Annotated in this window: 16 protein-coding genes and 1 pseudogene; 14 read left to right on the plus strand and 3 right to left on the minus strand. The window is 35.2% G+C overall.

From position 1 onward, the window contains the following. Positions 1–250: helix-turn-helix domain-containing protein (locus A5819_RS09035; protein WP_217809029.1), on the minus strand; the 250-nt coding region annotated here is incomplete at its 3' end. Between the two features lie 963 nt (positions 251–1213). On the opposite strand from A5819_RS09035, the gene A5819_RS19495 reads away from it, so the two are divergent. From A5819_RS19495 to A5819_RS09055, 6 genes and pseudogenes are all read left to right on the plus strand, one after another. Continuing rightward, complete coding sequence (locus A5819_RS19495; protein WP_217809030.1) at positions 1214–1390, plus strand: hypothetical protein; 177 nt, start codon at positions 1214–1216, stop codon at positions 1388–1390. Continuing rightward, positions 1353–1859, plus strand: coding sequence for a bacterial Ig-like domain-containing protein (locus tag A5819_RS09040; protein WP_086278483.1), 507 nt, complete (start codon positions 1353–1355; stop codon positions 1857–1859). Before A5819_RS19495 ends, A5819_RS09040 begins: the two co-directional genes overlap by 38 nt. Positions 1860–1873: 14 nt before the next feature. Beyond that, on the plus strand, positions 1874–1963 hold the full coding sequence (locus A5819_RS20105) for a hypothetical protein (protein WP_369596914.1): 90 nt from the start codon (positions 1874–1876) through the stop codon (positions 1961–1963). 773 nt (positions 1964–2736) lie between these two features. Continuing rightward, on the plus strand, positions 2737–3753 hold the full coding sequence (locus A5819_RS09050) for an alpha/beta hydrolase (RefSeq protein WP_086278485.1): 1017 nt from the start codon (positions 2737–2739) through the stop codon (positions 3751–3753). A gap of 183 nt (positions 3754–3936) precedes the next feature. Continuing rightward, on the plus strand, positions 3937–4104 hold the full coding sequence (locus A5819_RS19250; protein WP_176271397.1) for a hypothetical protein: 168 nt from the start codon (positions 3937–3939) through the stop codon (positions 4102–4104). Between the two features lie 153 nt (positions 4105–4257). Further along, positions 4258–4682, plus strand: a pseudogene (locus tag A5819_RS09055) (acetolactate decarboxylase). 109 nt (positions 4683–4791) lie between these two features. On the opposite strand, the gene A5819_RS09065 reads toward A5819_RS09055, so the two are convergent. Next, positions 4792–5604 (minus strand): YgcG family protein, encoded by an 813-nt coding sequence (locus A5819_RS09065; protein ID WP_086353042.1) that lies wholly within the window; start codon positions 5602–5604, stop codon positions 4792–4794. A 6-nt stretch (positions 5605–5610) separates the two neighbouring features. Further along, on the minus strand, positions 5611–6210 hold the full coding sequence (locus A5819_RS09070; RefSeq protein ID WP_086278488.1) for a LemA family protein: 600 nt from the start codon (positions 6208–6210) through the stop codon (positions 5611–5613). Positions 6211–6514: 304 nt separating this feature from the next. On the opposite strand from A5819_RS09070, the gene A5819_RS09075 reads away from it, so the two are divergent. The 8 genes from A5819_RS09075 (at position 6515) to A5819_RS09110 (ending at position 16822) form a co-directional block, all read left to right on the plus strand. After that, positions 6515–7402, plus strand: a complete 888-nt coding sequence (locus A5819_RS09075; RefSeq protein ID WP_086278489.1) for an SDR family oxidoreductase — start codon at positions 6515–6517, stop codon at positions 7400–7402. A 31-nt stretch (positions 7403–7433) separates the two neighbouring features. Further along, complete coding sequence (locus A5819_RS09080; protein WP_086278490.1) at positions 7434–7868, plus strand: DUF2188 domain-containing protein; 435 nt, start codon at positions 7434–7436, stop codon at positions 7866–7868. Between the two features lie 259 nt (positions 7869–8127). Continuing rightward, complete coding sequence (locus A5819_RS09085) at positions 8128–8985, plus strand: AraC family transcriptional regulator (protein WP_086278491.1); 858 nt, start codon at positions 8128–8130, stop codon at positions 8983–8985. 208 nt (positions 8986–9193) lie between these two features. Continuing rightward, positions 9194–10633: a family 1 glycosylhydrolase gene (locus A5819_RS09090; protein ID WP_086278492.1), complete on the plus strand. Its 1440-nt coding sequence runs from the start codon at positions 9194–9196 to the stop codon at positions 10631–10633. A 50-nt stretch (positions 10634–10683) separates the two neighbouring features. Then, a complete protein-coding gene (locus tag A5819_RS09095; RefSeq protein WP_086278493.1) occupies positions 10684–12105 on the plus strand; it encodes a PTS transporter subunit EIIC in 1422 nt (473 codons plus the stop codon). Between the two features lie 26 nt (positions 12106–12131). Continuing rightward, positions 12132–14336, plus strand: a complete 2205-nt coding sequence (locus A5819_RS09100; RefSeq protein ID WP_086278494.1) for a glycoside hydrolase family 65 protein — start codon at positions 12132–12134, stop codon at positions 14334–14336. A gap of 156 nt (positions 14337–14492) precedes the next feature. After that, positions 14493–16544 carry a BglG family transcription antiterminator gene (locus A5819_RS09105; RefSeq protein ID WP_086278495.1) on the plus strand — a complete coding sequence of 684 codons (2052 nt, stop codon included), beginning with the start codon at positions 14493–14495 and terminating at the stop codon, positions 16542–16544. Continuing rightward, positions 16541–16822, plus strand: a complete 282-nt coding sequence (locus A5819_RS09110) for a PTS sugar transporter subunit IIB (protein ID WP_086278496.1) — start codon at positions 16541–16543, stop codon at positions 16820–16822. Before A5819_RS09105 ends, A5819_RS09110 begins: the two co-directional genes overlap by 4 nt. Positions 16823–16830: the final 8 nt, after the last annotated feature.

Here is a 16830-nt window from a genome sequence, read left to right on the forward strand (position 1 = left end):
GATACAACTCAGATATATTAAACCAAAAAAAATCTTCAGTGAGCTCTATATAATTATTATGTATAAACATAAACTCATCAAAAGTTATATTTAGCCTAGATAAAATTTTTAGAAATATCGTGATAGAAGGATCGCTAATATCCCTTTCTATACGACTATAATAACTCATTGTCACTATATCGAAACAAACTTTTTTTTGCGTCAAGCCTTTTTTTTCTCTTATTTTTCTAATTGTTAATCCAAAACCCAAAATATCAACTCCTAAAAATAGTGTTTTTCAATGTGTATAGCTATCTTTGATATTTATAAAAGATAATAAAGTATTACATATTACTTTTATAAATAATAGTATAAATGAAAAATTTGTTTTTTTTCAAATTAAATTTAAAAAACGAAAAATATAAAGTGTAAAAAAGACTTATTGTACATGAAATGATAAAAATGGAAATTTATATGGTATAAAAATATTGTGAGCTTAAAAAATATTAGATTTATTTGAAATGAATCGTAAAACTACGATAAAGATAAACAAAATACTGTTAGGATATTAATGGTAATAAAAAACAGACAAAGTCAATAAATCTTTTTTTGTAGTGTATTGATAAATATTCCTAAAAAGGTATTTGTTTGATTTCGAAGTAACGTATTAATAATTACGGACTACAAATATGGTCATTAAAGAAATTACGAATATCGCTCTTAACTAAAAGTGTGTAAAAGAAACTTTAGTAGATTATTGTATTGCTTTACCAGAGAAATAGAGGGAGGAATTATTTATAGCAAACCCGTTTCAATAAACAGCTTTCATCAAATGTTTATAAAAATAAAGAAGAACTATACAACGCATTTAAGCAAGTAAAAAGTGCAAATTCCTTTTGAATGTTGATTGGCTTAAAAAATCAACATTGTGGTTATATGTGTAGTATGAAAATGAAATTTTTAATAATTGATTAGAAATTTCAGAATACCTACTTTTTAGAAAAAGGAGATATAAAGATGCATGAAATAGGTATCATAAATCTTAGCGAAAAAAAGTATTGAAATAGCAAAAGCAATAAAACAATACAACTATATAATTATGGAGATAATGAATGGAAATCAAATTAAGAATTTAGAGGAATTAATCATTTTTTATGATGAAACATCAAACTTTCAAGAGGTGTGTCAATAAGTAGTAGACATACAAGAAAAGACAAATTTAGTTACGTGGATTATGTATTCGAAACGTAATCATAATGAGAAACGAATACTATTACAATTAGGCGCTAATTATATTATGGACGATGATATGCAAACGTTGATATTAGTTATTCGTAATTACTTTAATCTAAAAAGTTATAGAAGTAAAATGATTGATATTGAAAAAAGTCGAGGCGGTTGGTTATGGTAAGACAACGGGAGTTGAACTGTCCAAACAACTAAATGATCAGTCAGTAAACATAGGCGATATTATCGAAGTTTATCATAAAGAGGCTTCAAAACGAGTAATAAGATATAACGATGACAATAAAATTTCTACGGATAAAGAAACATATTACTATCGAATTGAAAAAGATCAATGGGTTGAAGTGAGTGATCCAACGAATCAAACAAGCATTCATGTAAAAGATAGCATTGTTTATTCAAGGGATAAGTGGGAATCAGAGGATAACTTTGTCAGTGCAACTGACAAAGACGGAAACGTAGTCCCATTTAGTACAGTAACTGTCACGGGAACAGTAGATACCACAAAACCAGGTGTATATGAAGTAACTTATGCAAATGGTGAGCGAACAAAAGTAGCCGTGATCACAGTAAAAGAAAATCAAGAAAGCTTGAATATGAAAGATTCTATGCATCTTTACCGAATACAGATATGAAACAAGACAGAAGTATGACAATTGTAGGCGTGAGCCTGTTAATGGTGGTTGCTGGGATAGGAAAAAAGATAAAAAGAAATAGGCATAAGAATCATCAAGGATGAACGCTTAAAATGGCAATTGATGTGATTACTCCTATTGAGTATTGAAGATATACTAGATAAATTTTATCAAAGATAATTGCTCGAATAATTTAGAAGTTATTTTGTCCTTTTAATAAAGATATGATTATAATTTTTGGATAATAGCTTTCTAACGAATATCTATTTTATTAACAAAATTTTTCACGAGACGCATTTCTCTTGCGCTTGACAACTTTCTCGTTAGAGATATCCAATAGGGGATGTTTTTCAGAAATCTTTGAACCTAGCTATTCTATTATATTAAAAGGGAGGCATTCTGTTGAGCATTCATCTACTACTTTTATGGACTATAATTAAAAGATAGGTGAAGAGTTTCTTCGGATAATATAACTAAAGAAGAGGAAAATGAAATTTGAGAAATAGTTTGTACACTTTTTTGTGCGGGTGAATTATTAAAGTATCTACCCCGAGATCTGGAGAACTATTTAGCTATAAACGATTGATTAAAGAAAGTGTTGATATCCACAACGGACAAGGCAACCCCCATTTCATTTTCAGAACAACCGACTTTAGAGTGGCTGTTCTTTAACAGTGAATATTGCGATAGGAAAGGGATCAATGTTAGCTTTTACTATGAAGGCTATATTAAATATAATATTGAAAATGTATGACTAAATTTATGTATTACTCATGAAATAGCCATCTGAAAAGATTCTTTTGTAATTAATTCAATTATAAATTAAGCTACGAGTATTAGGTTATTCAAATGATTATTTAGAAAAAGAGGTAATTTGATGAGAAAATTTAAACAGTTTTTTTTATGGTCAATTAGCTTTTTAGTGATTTTTGGATGTATCATAGTGCTTGCTTTCCAACTTTCCCCGCGTCCAGGTGCCTTTTTGATTGGCCAGTTGTTCAATGGGAATATAAAAATAACGGATAAAGTATCGTATAAAAAAAGTGTTACTAATGTCACAGTGAAAAAAGATCTTGTTTACCAATCAAAATATAAAAAAAATACATTTGATTTATATTATCCAAAAGAAATGGAAAATTCAGTTCCAATTGTTTTTTGGGTTCACGGTGGTGGTTACGTTGGTGGTGACAAGGAAGGCGTAAAAGAGTATGCGACATACTTAGCGGATAAAGCCCAAGTAGCAGTAATTTCATTGAACTATGAGTGGGCCCCAAGCTTAAATTACCCAGGTCAAGTGAAACAAATAGAGCAAGCCTATCATTCGATTAAAATGAAAACGACGGAATACCCAATGTTAGATTTTAACAAAGTCATATTTGGAGGTGATTCAGCGGGAGCTCAAATTGCTGGTCAATTTTTATCCATTCAGACCAATTTAGATTATGCAAATAGCATGAGGATGAAACAAGTGATTCCCCAAAATAATATAAAAGGATTTATTTCTTATTGTGGTCCTGTAGATTTAAAAGAGATTAAGCAGCAATCATCTGATAAATGGTTTATGAAGTTTTTTGTCAATACTGTTGCATGGTCCTTACTAGGACAAAAGGATTGGAAAGATAGTTCGGAGTTGAATGAAGCTTCATTAGTAGATAAACTTACCAATAATTTTCCACCAACTTATATTTCTGATGGAAATGCGTATTCTTTTCAGGATCAAGGTATTGCTTTTGCGAGTAGACTAAAAGCCCTCTCAATTCCTGTAGAATCACTTTTTTATAAAGACGATGAAAAAAAAGTAACACATGAATATCAATTTGATTACTCAACCTTAGATGCAAAAAATTGCTTAGAAGAGACAATTAAATTTGTTAAAGAAGTTATCAATAGTTGAAGACAAGATCAACGTTAACCGAGACAAGAGTCTTTTAATAGCTTTGTACAATGATAATGAGCAGTTTTACCAATAAAAGAAACCCAAGTATGATAACTCTTTACTAGATTAGAAGTGTAAAAGAAACGAAAGGAGAAAGTAAAATCCTAGATACACATACATGTATACTGAGGAATGTAATGAATGAGCCAAAATGAGTCAGCAGAAAAGAGTGGGGTTTTAAAAGTTACTATTGTGAATAGGAAACTGAACGGACAAATTCCTTCTTTAGCATCGATGTATGATATATCAAGACTTCTAAGGACAAAAATTGAAGAACCATCTACCTTTGAGCTACTAGAAGAAGAATAAAGTAGTTTATCCTGTAACGGATTATGAGGAGAAATAACGGTAAAAAGTAATCCTTTCAATTAAGGAACAATGCAAATGCTAACTGAAGCTTTGTTAGATGGAACGATTACATTAAAGGAAGTTATGGATTAGAGTGACATTGTTATTGCTACTGTGAAAGGAGTTGATGGGGAGTTAATTATTTTGAAAGGTAAAGGATTTAAAATAAATCATAAAGGAGAGGGCATACAATCACAAAATTCTTTTGAAATCATATTTGCTGATGTCCACTTTGAAAAATATGAAAAGCTTGATCAAGTTTTCAATATCGATTTAAATCAATGTTTAGAGGAGATGGAAAAAAGAATATTAGGGGGAAATATTTTCTTCTCTAAAATGAAGGGGGTATTTGAAATGATGCATACTCGTTCTTTAAAAAATCTGAAAAACCTTACCCTATCACTGATCAAATTGCTAGTAATCAAATTGAGATTTTTGCTGAGAACGCTAAAGGAATGATTCTTAGTTATTACTCTCCATTTTTATATCAGGGGGTAACAGTTGCAGGATTCCACAATCATTGCTTTATAAATGCCTAGACTTGCATTTAAAAAGGTTGGTTCTTATTATGAAGGTACAAAAAGAAGCAAAACCTATACAGATTTTGCTTCTTTAATAATTCTAACTCTTTCGTGAGAACTTCTGATTTTAAATGCTAGCGCCTCCGCCACCAGAGGAACCTCCCCCGCCAGAGAAGCCCCCGCCACCACCGAAACTGCCGCCTCCGCTTGAAGAGCCTCCGCCAAAACCGCCTCCGCCCCAATACCATGGACCTCCGCCACGGCCACCGCGACCGCCACGACCTCCAAATAGTATAAAAGGAAGGACAATGAGAAGAACAAAGAAAAGACTGAAAATGCTCTCTCCATCAGAGCTATCATCTGCGGAAACTTGGTCTATTTCATCATCCGATAACGCATTTTGATCAGCAGGATAGTCATAATGTTTATCGATCAAGGTAGTGACGGCGTTAAACGTGTATTGCAACCCCTTATTGATCGAAGTGTTATCATTAGATTTCAAGTCATCTTTGGCTTGTTGCAAAATATTTCCAGCAACGCTGTCTGTGATTACATCCTCCAAGCCATAACCGACTTCGATTCGGACATTGCGATCGCCATCATTAACTGCATAAAGAATTAAAACACCGTTATCTTTTTTTTGATTGCCAATTTGCCATTTTTTAAATAAATCTGGTGCATAACTATCTATACTATCACCATCAGTTGAATCGATCACAGCTAAAATAACTTGTGGTGCTTCTGTTTTTTCTTTATAAAGCTTGCCCTTTTGATCAACTAAATTTTTAGTTGTTTCATCCAGAATTCCTGGTTGGTCCAGATAAAAATGATCAGGTGACGCAGGTAAGTTTTCAGCAAAAGTCGGTAGTTGAAAACCAAAGAAAAAGGTGACAAGGAGAAATGATACACCAAAGAATATACCTCGTCTAAAATGTTTCATCGATCATCACTTCCCACTAGAAGTGCTAGTAGAATTATCAAAATTCACGGAAGGTACAGTGTTAGCTGTTGGATCTGCTTTAAAGTAATCCTTCTTACCTAGACCCATCATATTTGCAAAGATATTTTTAGGGAAAGAAACTACTTGTTCATTGTATTCTTTCACGACTTCATTATAACGTTTGCGTTCAACCGAAATACGATTTTCAGTGCCTTCTAATTGGGTCATTAATGTTTGGACATTATCATTTGATTTCAGTTCAGGATAATTTTCATTGATGACATTGATCAACGTTCCGACAGATTGATCTAACTCTTGGCTAGCTTTGATTTTATCTGAGTCATTGTTAGCAGAACCATAAGCCTCACGAGCTTTAGCAATATCACCAAAAACTTTTTGTTCTTGCTGCATGCTACCCTTTACGCTGTTGACTAAGTTTGGCACGAGATCTGCTCTCCGCTGCATCACATTTTCTACTTGACTCCATTGAGATTCTACTGATTGTTCTTTTTTCGCTAATCCGTTGTATTGACTGACTCCGAAAACGCCTAGTAAAACAATCACGATTACAGCGATCAAGCCAAATCTTGTTTTGTTGTTTTTCATGTCTTTTCCTCCCAAAATTTAAAAACTAAGTGAGCTCGTGAAACGAGCCTTTTAAACTTGATGTAATGATATTGTAATGTTTGTGCAATGTTTTGACATCCAACTTAAGACCTATTTTTTTATAAACAGATGGTTTTATACTGTTAATTATAAGGATTTTTAAGCGATAAGCCAAAGAAATCGATTTTTATGAGGAGTTACTCAGCCTGTAAACAAATGATTTGTAAGCTGTTATCGTTTGTATTAAGGTAAAAGAGTAACTTAGTCATTTTTTATTGGCAGCAAATTCATAGGAGGAATCAAGATGACAGAAAAAATCGAAAATCCGTTAACAAGATTCTACGATGGGAAATTTGATAAACAATCACAAGAAGCACCTGCATTACAACAAAAAATGACACCTGTACCTGATTGTGGAGAAACATCCTATAAAGGAACAGGAAAATTAGCAGGGCGCAAAGCCTTGATTACAGGTGGAGATTCTGGAATCGGACGTGCTGCAGCTATTGCGTACGCAAGAGAAGGTGCCGACGTCGCAATCAATTACTTACCTTTTGAAGAAGCAGATGCAAAGGAAGTTAAAGCGTTGATTGAAGCAGCAGGACGCAAAGCTATTTTATTACCAGGTGATTTAAAAGATGAAACATTTACGCGAAAACTTGTTCACGATGCTGCTAAAGAGTTAGATGGTTTGGATATTTTAGTTCTAAATGCAGGTATGCAGCAAGCTGTAGAGAATATTAAAGATTTATCCACGCAACAAATCATGGATACGTATACGACAAATATTATTTCAATGTATTGGGCAGTACAAGAAGCGTTAGATTATCTGCCAAAAGGCGGTAGTATCATTACCACGACGTCCATCCAAAGTGCTGAGCCAAGCGCAAATTTATTAGATTATGCTGCAACAAAAGGTGCGATTACGTCTTTCAGTAAAGGATTGTCAGCACAATTAGCTTCCTCTGGCATTCGTGTCAATACCGTTGCGCCAGGCCCTATTTGGACTGCCTTGCAAATTTGTGGTGGACAACCATCAGAAAAAATTCCTGAATTTGGACAACAAGAATCGATTGGTCGAGCTGGACAACCAGTTGAATTGGCTTCTGTTTATGTGTTCTTAGCTTCTAATGATGCAAGCTATGTTACTGGACAAGTCTACTCCATCACAGGTGGTAGTTTCTTTGCTTAATTGATTTTAGTATTTAAGGAGATGGGTCACAATGCCTTGGGATTTAAAGGATTATCCAAGTTCATTTAAAAACTTTGAACCTTTGTTAAAAAAGAAGGCCATTGAAATTGCCAACGCGTTAGTCAGTGAAGGGTATCCAGATGACAGGGCGATCCCAATTGCGATTTCTCAATCTAAGAAGTGGCTAGATGAAGCAACCGACACTGAAAAAGCCGCTTTTAAGAAAGCGACTGACCCTAAAAAGACAGACAAACACAGTACTAGAAAAATCAATACAGATTTGCTGTATAATGATGTCTTAGTTTACTATCAAGAAAATCGTTGGTATGTTCAGACAAAACATGCTAAAAAAGCAGTTGATTCATTTGAGACGAAAGAACAAGCAATGGAAAGAGCCAAAGAAATCGCTAAGAACAAAGACTCAAATGTTATCGCCTATAAAAAGGACGATGTACCTGATAGCTAACGATGAACCGAAGTTGGGTCAGAAGTGTTTAACTCCGAGAAAAAAGAAGCCTTCAAATCTTAGTGCTTTAGCACTTAGAGTTTGATGTGATCGAAGCGAAGCGTAGTAGTTACTTCTGATTCCGCCATTTATTCGGTTTCCAGGTGTCTGGGATATGACTCAATGAGTTATGTCCCAGACACTTTTTTCTATTTCGCTAAAAAGAAAAACTATGTTAGAATAATCTGCAAAACTATGCTAAAAGAAAAGGGGAAAATCAATGGCTATTTTTTTAGAGATGCCCACACTGAACCCTGAGTTTCCTTTTCGAATTATTTTAAATGATGGGAATATTTTAACCACGCCTCATTGGCATCGAGAAATAGAGCTGATTTATGTGGCAAAAGGCAGCATCCATTTAGGTATCAATGATCAACCGTATAGCTTATCAGAAGGAGAAATCGTGTTGATCAATGGTGGTGATATTCATTACGTTTTAGCCTCTCCAGGAAGCGAACGAATCGTTTTTCAATTTGATCTAACTTTTTTTACTGGTTTAAATACAGATGGGCTTAATTTGACTCAATTTTTTGAAGCAGTTGAGCCGTTAAGTCCAAAGTGGTACCGTGAAAAAGAAGCTGTAGTCAGAGAAATTTTGCTAGAAATGTACCATGAAGAGCAGCAAAAGGAGGCAGGATTTCACTATCAACTAAAAGCCGATTTACTGAAGCTGTTTGTTTATCTTTTTCGAAATATTCCAAAGAAAAAAGGAATTCATACAAGTCATGAAAAAGTGCAGAGTAAAGATATTTTAGAAAAATTAGATCAAGTGTTTAGATATGTTGAACAAAATTACACCACGAAAATCACGTTAGAAGAAGTGGCCAATTCCATCGGTTACAGTCAATTTTATTTCACTAAATTTTTTAAACGAAATACGGGAAAAACCTTTATTACTTTTTTGAACGATTATCGAATTGATAAAGCGAAGTGGCTCTTGATCAATTCCACAGATACTGTTTCCGAAATTATCAGTCAAATTGGGATCGAAAGTGATAAAACCTTTTATCGCTTATTTAAACAATCGATGGGGATGTCTCCATTAAAGTATCGGGAAAAAATGGTTGTTAAGACGTAATGGAATACATTGCAAACGAAAGTAGACCTTCTGTAGAGGTCTTTTTTATTTTTTTATAAATGAGCAAAATATGAGAATGATAAGACAAATTTTTGGGATTGAAACCGCTTATAAATATTCTATAATCGAAATGTATTTAAAGATAAGCGCTTATAAAAATATATTATTTGATACAGAAACGCTATTTTTGAGAATAGAGAGGGATAACATGCAAGCACAAACAGGTTTTTTATGGGGCGGAGCCATTTCGGCTGCTCAAACAGAAGGGAATTATTTAGCTGATGGCAGAAAAATGTCGAATTTTGATTATCTTCCATTGAACGATAAGCGATTAAAACCCGTCTATTTAGATCAAAAGCATTCGATTTTAAATCCAGAGAAACAGGAAATCTATCCAAGTCGAACAGCGATTGATTTTTATCACACCTTTAAAGAAGATATCAAATTGTTGAGTGAATTAGGTATCAATAGTTTCCGTTTCTCCATTTCATGGTCGCGCATTTTCCCAACAGGAGAAGAAACTGAACCCAATCAGAAAGGCTTGGATTTTTATGACCAAATTCTATGCGAGCTTGAAAAATATCAAATTGAACCAATCGTAACCATTAGTCATTTTGATTTACCGTTTCATTTGGTGGAAAAATACAATGGCTGGCAAAGTCGCAAAGTGGTTGATTTATATGTCTATTATGCAAAAACGATCATGACGTATTTTAAAGAGCGAATCAAGTATTGGATTCCATTTAATGAGATGAATATGGTGTTACATATTCCCTTTATTGGTGGCGGTATTACGTTCAATTCAAAGGAAAATCCATTACAAATCCAATATCAAGCGGGGCACCATCAATTATTAGCGAATGCACTGACGATCAAAGCTGGAAAAGAAATCAATCCAAACGCTCAATTTGGTGCAATGCTAGCAGCCGGTAAAACATATGCGTATACGTGTGATCCAGAAGATGTGTTTGCTGCATTGAAAAGTGAGCGGGAGAATTTGCTATTTTCAGATGTTCAAGTTTTTGGGGAATATCCTAAATTTACCACGAACTTCTTTGAAGAAAATCATATTCAGCTAAACGTGATTGAACAAGATAAGTACGTTTTAAAAGAAAATACGGTTGATTTTGTTTCATTTAGTTATTATTCCAGTGCCTGTACGTCAGCGAATCAAGAGGGCTTAGAAAAAGTAGCAACGAATGGCTTTTTGACTGTCAAAAATCCTTATTTGCCGGAAAGCAATAGTGTGTGGCAAAATGATCCATTAGGGCTTAGAATCACGTTAAATCAATTATATGATCGTTATCGAAAACCTTTGTTTATTGTTGAAAATGGTTTAGGAACACAGGATGTATTAAATGGTCAAAAAATTGACGATGAGTATCGAATCGATTATCTAAAAGGGCATATTCAAAATTTATTGCTGGCTTTAAATGAAGATGGAGTGGATTTAATTGGTTATATGATGTGGGGAATTATTGATTTAACAAGTGTAAGTGAAGGACGTATCAGTAAACGCTATGGTGTAATTTACGTTGATTTGGATGATGAGGGCAAGGGAACCGGGAATCGCTTGAAAAAGGCTAGTTACGATTGGTATCAAGAAGTTGTGAAAACCAATGGTGCTGCAGCATTTAATGATCAGTAGAGTTTGTTGAAAAGATCAGCTACATGTGTAAACTGAGAGGGGAAAGAAACATGACATCAAAAGATAATTATAACGAATTAGCACAACAAATCATCGAAAATATCGGTGGAAAAGAAAACGTCATATCGGCCGTTCATTGTGCAACGCGACTGCGTTTTCATTTAAAAGATGACACTAAAGTAAAGGAGCAAATGTTAAAAGAGCTCAGTGGTGTAGTGGATATTAATCCAACACCAACCCAATTCCAAGTGATCATAGGCAGTCATGTGGATAAAGTGTTTAAAGAAGTCATTGCGCAAGGAATCGTTAATGGGGATGCTGAAAATAGTGAGACACCACGTGAAAAACAAGAGACAGGAATCTTCAATAAAATTGTTGATACGATCACAGCTTGTATGACACCGATGATCCCTGCGCTTACTGCTGCTGGGATGATCAAGGTTATTTTGTCATTAAGTACGACGTTCCATTGGTTATCAAATGAATCAAGCACCTATCGTGTGTTAGATTTTATTGGTGATAGTGCGTTTTACTTTATGCCGATCTTATTAGCCGTATTTGCTTCACGTAAATTTAAAGTAAATACGTCACTTGCAGTAATTGTGGTAGGGATTTTATTGCATCCTAATTTTACTACATGGGTTGCAAGCGGCGATCCGATTTCATTTTTAGGTATGCCGATTCAAGGGGTAGGCTATGCGGCTTCTGTTATTCCTGCCTTATTAACAATTTGGATCATGTCATATATTGAACGCGGTGTAGATAAAATTACACCTAATTCTCTGAAAATTATTTTAAATCCAACGTTGGTCTTACTTATCACAGCGCCTTTAGCATTGATTGTCATCGGTCCTTTAGGAAATTATGCGGGTATGGGACTTGCTTGGGTAATCAATTTATTAGAAGGAAAATTAGGCTTTATCATGGTAGCGCTACTTGCTGCAGCTATGCCATTTATCGTAATGACCGGTATGCACCATGCCTTGACACCGATTTTTGTGACTTCATTTGCGGCAACAGGAACAGAATCATTGATTTTAGTTGCTCAAGTTTGTGCCAATTTAGCTCAAGGTGGGGCCTCATTAGCGGTAGCGTTGAAATCAAAAGATAAAAGTGTTAAATCAATTGCAACGGCTGCGGGCATTTCAGCAATCATGGGAATTACAGAACCAGCCTTATACGGCGTGACAATGAAGTATAAAAAGCCATTGATCGCAGCGGTGATCGGCGCAGGTATTTCCGGTTGTTTTGCTGGGATCATGCATGTTACTCTTTACGTACCACAAAATAGTGTGATGGCAATTCTTGGTTTCTCTGGCGATAAAGGGGTAGCCAATGTGATTGCAGGTGTATTGATGATGGTGATGTCACTGGTTATTCCATTTATTCTGACATTGTTTTTACAAAAAGAGCCAAAGAACACTGTTTCTAGCAAAGAAGTTGAAACGAAAGGAACAGCTTCTGCTATTTAAAAAAAGCTGATCAAAGGAGAAAAAAGATGAATTCTGAGTATTTGCTGACGCTAAATGATCTTAATAACCAAAATCTTGATTATATTGAAACCTTGTTTGCATTAAGCAACGGCCATGTAGGCGTACGTGCATCCAGTATTTTAAAAGGAAAAACGAGGCAAGGAAATCCTGGAACGTTTATCAATGGTTTTTACGATACACATCCGATTGTTTACGGAGAATGGGCTTATGGTTATGCGAAAAATCATCAAACAATCGTAAAACTGCCTGATATAAGAAGTCTTATCATCGAGATCGATGGAGAAAAATCAACTGAAGCAGACTGGCGTACAACACAAACTGATTTTCAGCTGAATATGAAAACTGGGATGTTGGAAGAACGTTATGAGATCGAAACGTTGCACGGAAAGATATTTTCATTATCTCTTTGTTCATTTTTATCCTATTCTCAGGCGGAAGTCAGTGTTTTTCACTATACGATCGAAGCGTTGAATTTTTCTGGTGAGCTGCTGATTACTAAGCAGATCGCATTTCAAGAGGAAAACACTAATGAAGATGGAACAATTGATCCGCGTGTTGCTTCATCTAAAAGTAAACTTGGAATTGTGCCGTTAAATGACGAGTGGATCGAAGTGAAAACCGAATTTAGTGAACAATCTGTTTTGCTATCTCAAGTGATGCAAACTGCTGATGGTGTGGATGAGGTCGGCGGGTTAGCCGTATCAAAACGGGTCTTAGTTCAAGAAAATCAAGCAGTTACTTTAACAAATTACGTCGTGCTGTCAAAACCGCTCACAACAGAGAGTCGTAAGATTGAAAGGAAAAAAGACAAGTTGACCACAGTTAAACGTCACTTGGAATTTAATCAGTTAGCCAAAGAACACATACAGCATTTTTCTGAATTCTGGCAAGCAAGTGATATCGAAATTACTGGTGACCCGATTCTTCAAAAAGGGATTCGTTTTAACCTATTTCATCTATATCAAAATGCAGGGCGAGATGGTTTGACGAATTTTGCTGCGAAAGGATTGACTGGTGAAGGCTATGAAGGGCATTATTTTTGGGATACTGAAATGTATATCTTGCCGTTTTTTATCTATACACAACCCAAAATTGCCAAACAATTACTAACGTATCGGGTATCGATTTTACCAAAGGCACAGGAACGAGCAAGGGAAATGGCACAAAACAGTGGCGCTTTATTTGCTTGGCGGACAATCAATGGAGAAGAGGCTAGTGCGTATTATCCTGCTGGAACAGCTCAAGTCCATATCAACGCCGATATTGCCTATGCTTTTCAACTATATGAGCGAGTAACAGGAGATCATCAATTTATCGCAGAATCTGGTGCTGAAGTGATTTTTGAAACCGCACGTTTTTGGTTGAACTACGGCAGTTGGATCGGAAATGAGTTTTGTATCAATGGTGTGACAGGGCCCGATGAGTATACAGCTTTAGTTAACAATAACTATTATACAAATAAAATGGCTCAAAATAATTTAAGCTATGCTGTCACTTTAGCACAACGTCTGAATTTAGTTAAAGAAGCAGAATGGTCTACTTGGCAACAAGCCGCTGAAGGAATGAAACTGCCATACGATCATGAAAAGCAACTGATCAAACAAGATGACATGTTCTTTGAAAAAGCCAGATGGCCATTTGAAGAAACACCAAAAGAAAACTATCCGCTGTTACTACATTATCACCCGATGATTATTTATAAACATCAGGTGTGTAAACAGGCAGATGCTTTGTTAGCTGAAATGCTATTTCCGCAAGATTACTCAGTTGAGCAAATTCAAAGAGATTATCAGTTTTATGAAGAGGTTACAACCCATGATTCTTCGTTGTCACGTTCAATATTTAGCATTTTAGCTAGTCGTACGCAACAATCAGAGAAAGCCTATAGTTACTTTATGGATACAGCATTGATGGATCTAACAGATTTACAAGGGAATGCCAAAGATGGGATTCATGCAGCAAATATGGGTGGTAGTTGGTTGAGCATCATATACGGTTTTGCAGGCTTATCAAGTACAGGGCAAACAATCCAGCTTGAGAATCATTTACCAAAAGAAATTGAAAGTTTGGCCTTTAAGCTAAACATTCATGGAACACTCGTTAAGGTGAAAATGGATAAAAAAGAATTAAAGGTAACCCCTCTAGAATCAAACGAACAATTATCTATAAAACAATTGTCTGAAAATAAGGCAATGATTGCAATCAACTAACAAAATAGCTATGGAGTAGTAATCAATTGACTTCCATGGCTTTTTTGTTATTTTTTTAATTGAGTCCAATCATTTTGAAAAATCAAAATTAGATTAGACCCAACGTTTCTTTAATTTGTAGCGTTTACATTATATAGTGAATACAGGAGGAACAAGATGATTGATTATCGAATGAGTTATCTTATCGACATATCGCATAAAGTAGGGCACTCTATTCAAGAGCTGAGCGAGATTACAGGATTGCCTACAGAAACCGTGATTGATCAGTTAGGGAAAATTGATGAGCAGCTGCAGAAATTTTCTTATGAACCGATTTATTGGGAAGAAGGCAAACTCTATTTTCCAAAGCAAGTAGCCGATAAATGGTTGGAACTTCATTTTGGTAAGTTGGAAACAGAGATTTTCTATTCAGAATATGAACGACAAGCGCTACTTTATCTGTTGACGTTTACTGCAGATGAGGATTTATCTGTGTTTCATTATCAAGAATTTTTTCAAGTCAGTAAGAATACGATCTTAGCGGATATCAAAAAGTTGCGGGAACGCTTAACGAAGTATCAGATCAAATTAGACTATTCACGAAAAAAAGGATTTTATTTATCGGGACGTGAAGAAGATATTCGAATTCAAGCACATCAAATGACTGCAAAAGTCGTCACGTCAGTTTCAGGGAAATTGGGCTTAAAAAAAGGCTTGATCAAGTATTCAAGAACGTTTGAAGCAGATGTTCGTTCATATCTTTTTGAAACGATCAGAGCAAATGAGTTAGTGATTGTACCAAGCCGAATTGAAGAGACTATTTATTTTATGGCATATGTTTTAAGGCGTGCAAAATCGCATTCAATTAAGTTGGATCGACAAGCAAAAGAGATGATAAAAGAGCTGAATGCTTTTCATGGAAGTCAGCTGTTTTTAGCTAAATTCTCTGCTATCTTAGAGCCTGAAAGTGAACAATTTTATTTCACACTCATTTTTATGACGATTACACAAGGAGAAATCCGCGATACTGCGCTGGAATTTTTACTAGAATGTGCGAGCCAAATCATTCATGAGATAGAACGTTTAGCAGCAATCGAATTTAAAGCGTATCGAAAATTACTACTCGATCTTTTTTATCATTTGGTGCCAGCTTTTTTTAGAATCAAGTATCATTTTTCTTTAACGAATGTGCTGATAGAAGAAATCAAAGAACAATATGGCGAATTATTCGCTTTGACAAAAATAGCGTTGCACCCTTTAGAGATGCTGACAGGTCAAGCGATCCCAGATGAAGAAGTTGGGTATTTTACAATTTTGTTTGGCGGTGAAATTGGAAATCAGCGGGAATTAAATCGGGTGATCCGTTATAAAGCATTGGTTTTATGTCCAAGTGGAATTAGTTCTAGTCTAATCATGCAATCAGAGTTGAAGGAACTTTTTCCAACGATCGACTTTAGTTTAACAACAACCGTTGATCAATTAGAAAGTATTGCCGAATCTGAATACGATGTGATTTTTTCGAGTGTTCCGTTAAATACACCAAAGAAAACGTATTTGATCAATCCAATCATGACGCAGTTAGAAAAAAATAACTTGATCCGTCATGTGCAAGAAGAGTTATTGATACCAGGAATCGTTGTCCCTTCTATCGACGAAATTATTGAAATACTATTACCATATATCGAGTTAAAAAAAGATGTTACTAAAGAAAAAATTTATCGTATTTTAAATCGTAAAATGATCAAAAAACTAAAAGTGAAAGAAGATGGGAAGCCAATGCTATCGGAGTTGCTAACGACAGAAATGATTCAGTTGACAGATACAACATTAACGTGGGAAGAAGCGATTGCTTTTGCGGCGCAACCTCTAAAAGAACAGGGGAAGATTACAGAGAATTATATTGACGCAATGATTCAAAAGGTGAAAGATTACGGCGCCTTTATTCATATTGGGAAAGGAATCGCCTTGCCTCATGCAAGACCAGAAGATGGGGTGAAACAATTAGGGATGTCGCTTTTAAAAGTGGAAAAACCTGTGCTGCTTTTAGATGATTCTAAACACGAAATCACGATTTTTATCTGTTTAGCAGCTGTAGATAATGAAATGCATTTAAAAGCATTGGCGAGTTTGACGAAAATTTTATCCAATAAAGAGAATTTAGAAAAACTATTAGCTGCAAAGGATCAAGCAACAATTATTCAGTTATTAAAGGAAGGAGAATCATTATGAAAATGGCAGCAGTTTGTGGATCTGGATTAGGATCTAGTTTTATGGTGGAAATGAATATCAATAGCGTGTTGAATGAATTAGGAGTAACAGGAGTTGAGGTGGCGCATTATGATATGGGAAGTGCCACACCAGATTTGGCAGATGTCTTTTTTGTCGGCGGGGATTTAGCGGATAGTGCGCAGCATTTAGGGAACGTAGTTATTTTAAACAGTATTATCGATATGGACGAGTTGAGAGAAAAAGTAAAAGCAGTGTGTGTAAAAGAAGGGTTACTTTAAAGTCTAAA

Source organism: Enterococcus sp. 7E2_DIV0204 (assembly GCF_002140855.1).
Classification (GTDB): domain Bacteria; phylum Bacillota; class Bacilli; order Lactobacillales; family Enterococcaceae; genus Enterococcus_L; species Enterococcus_L lemimoniae.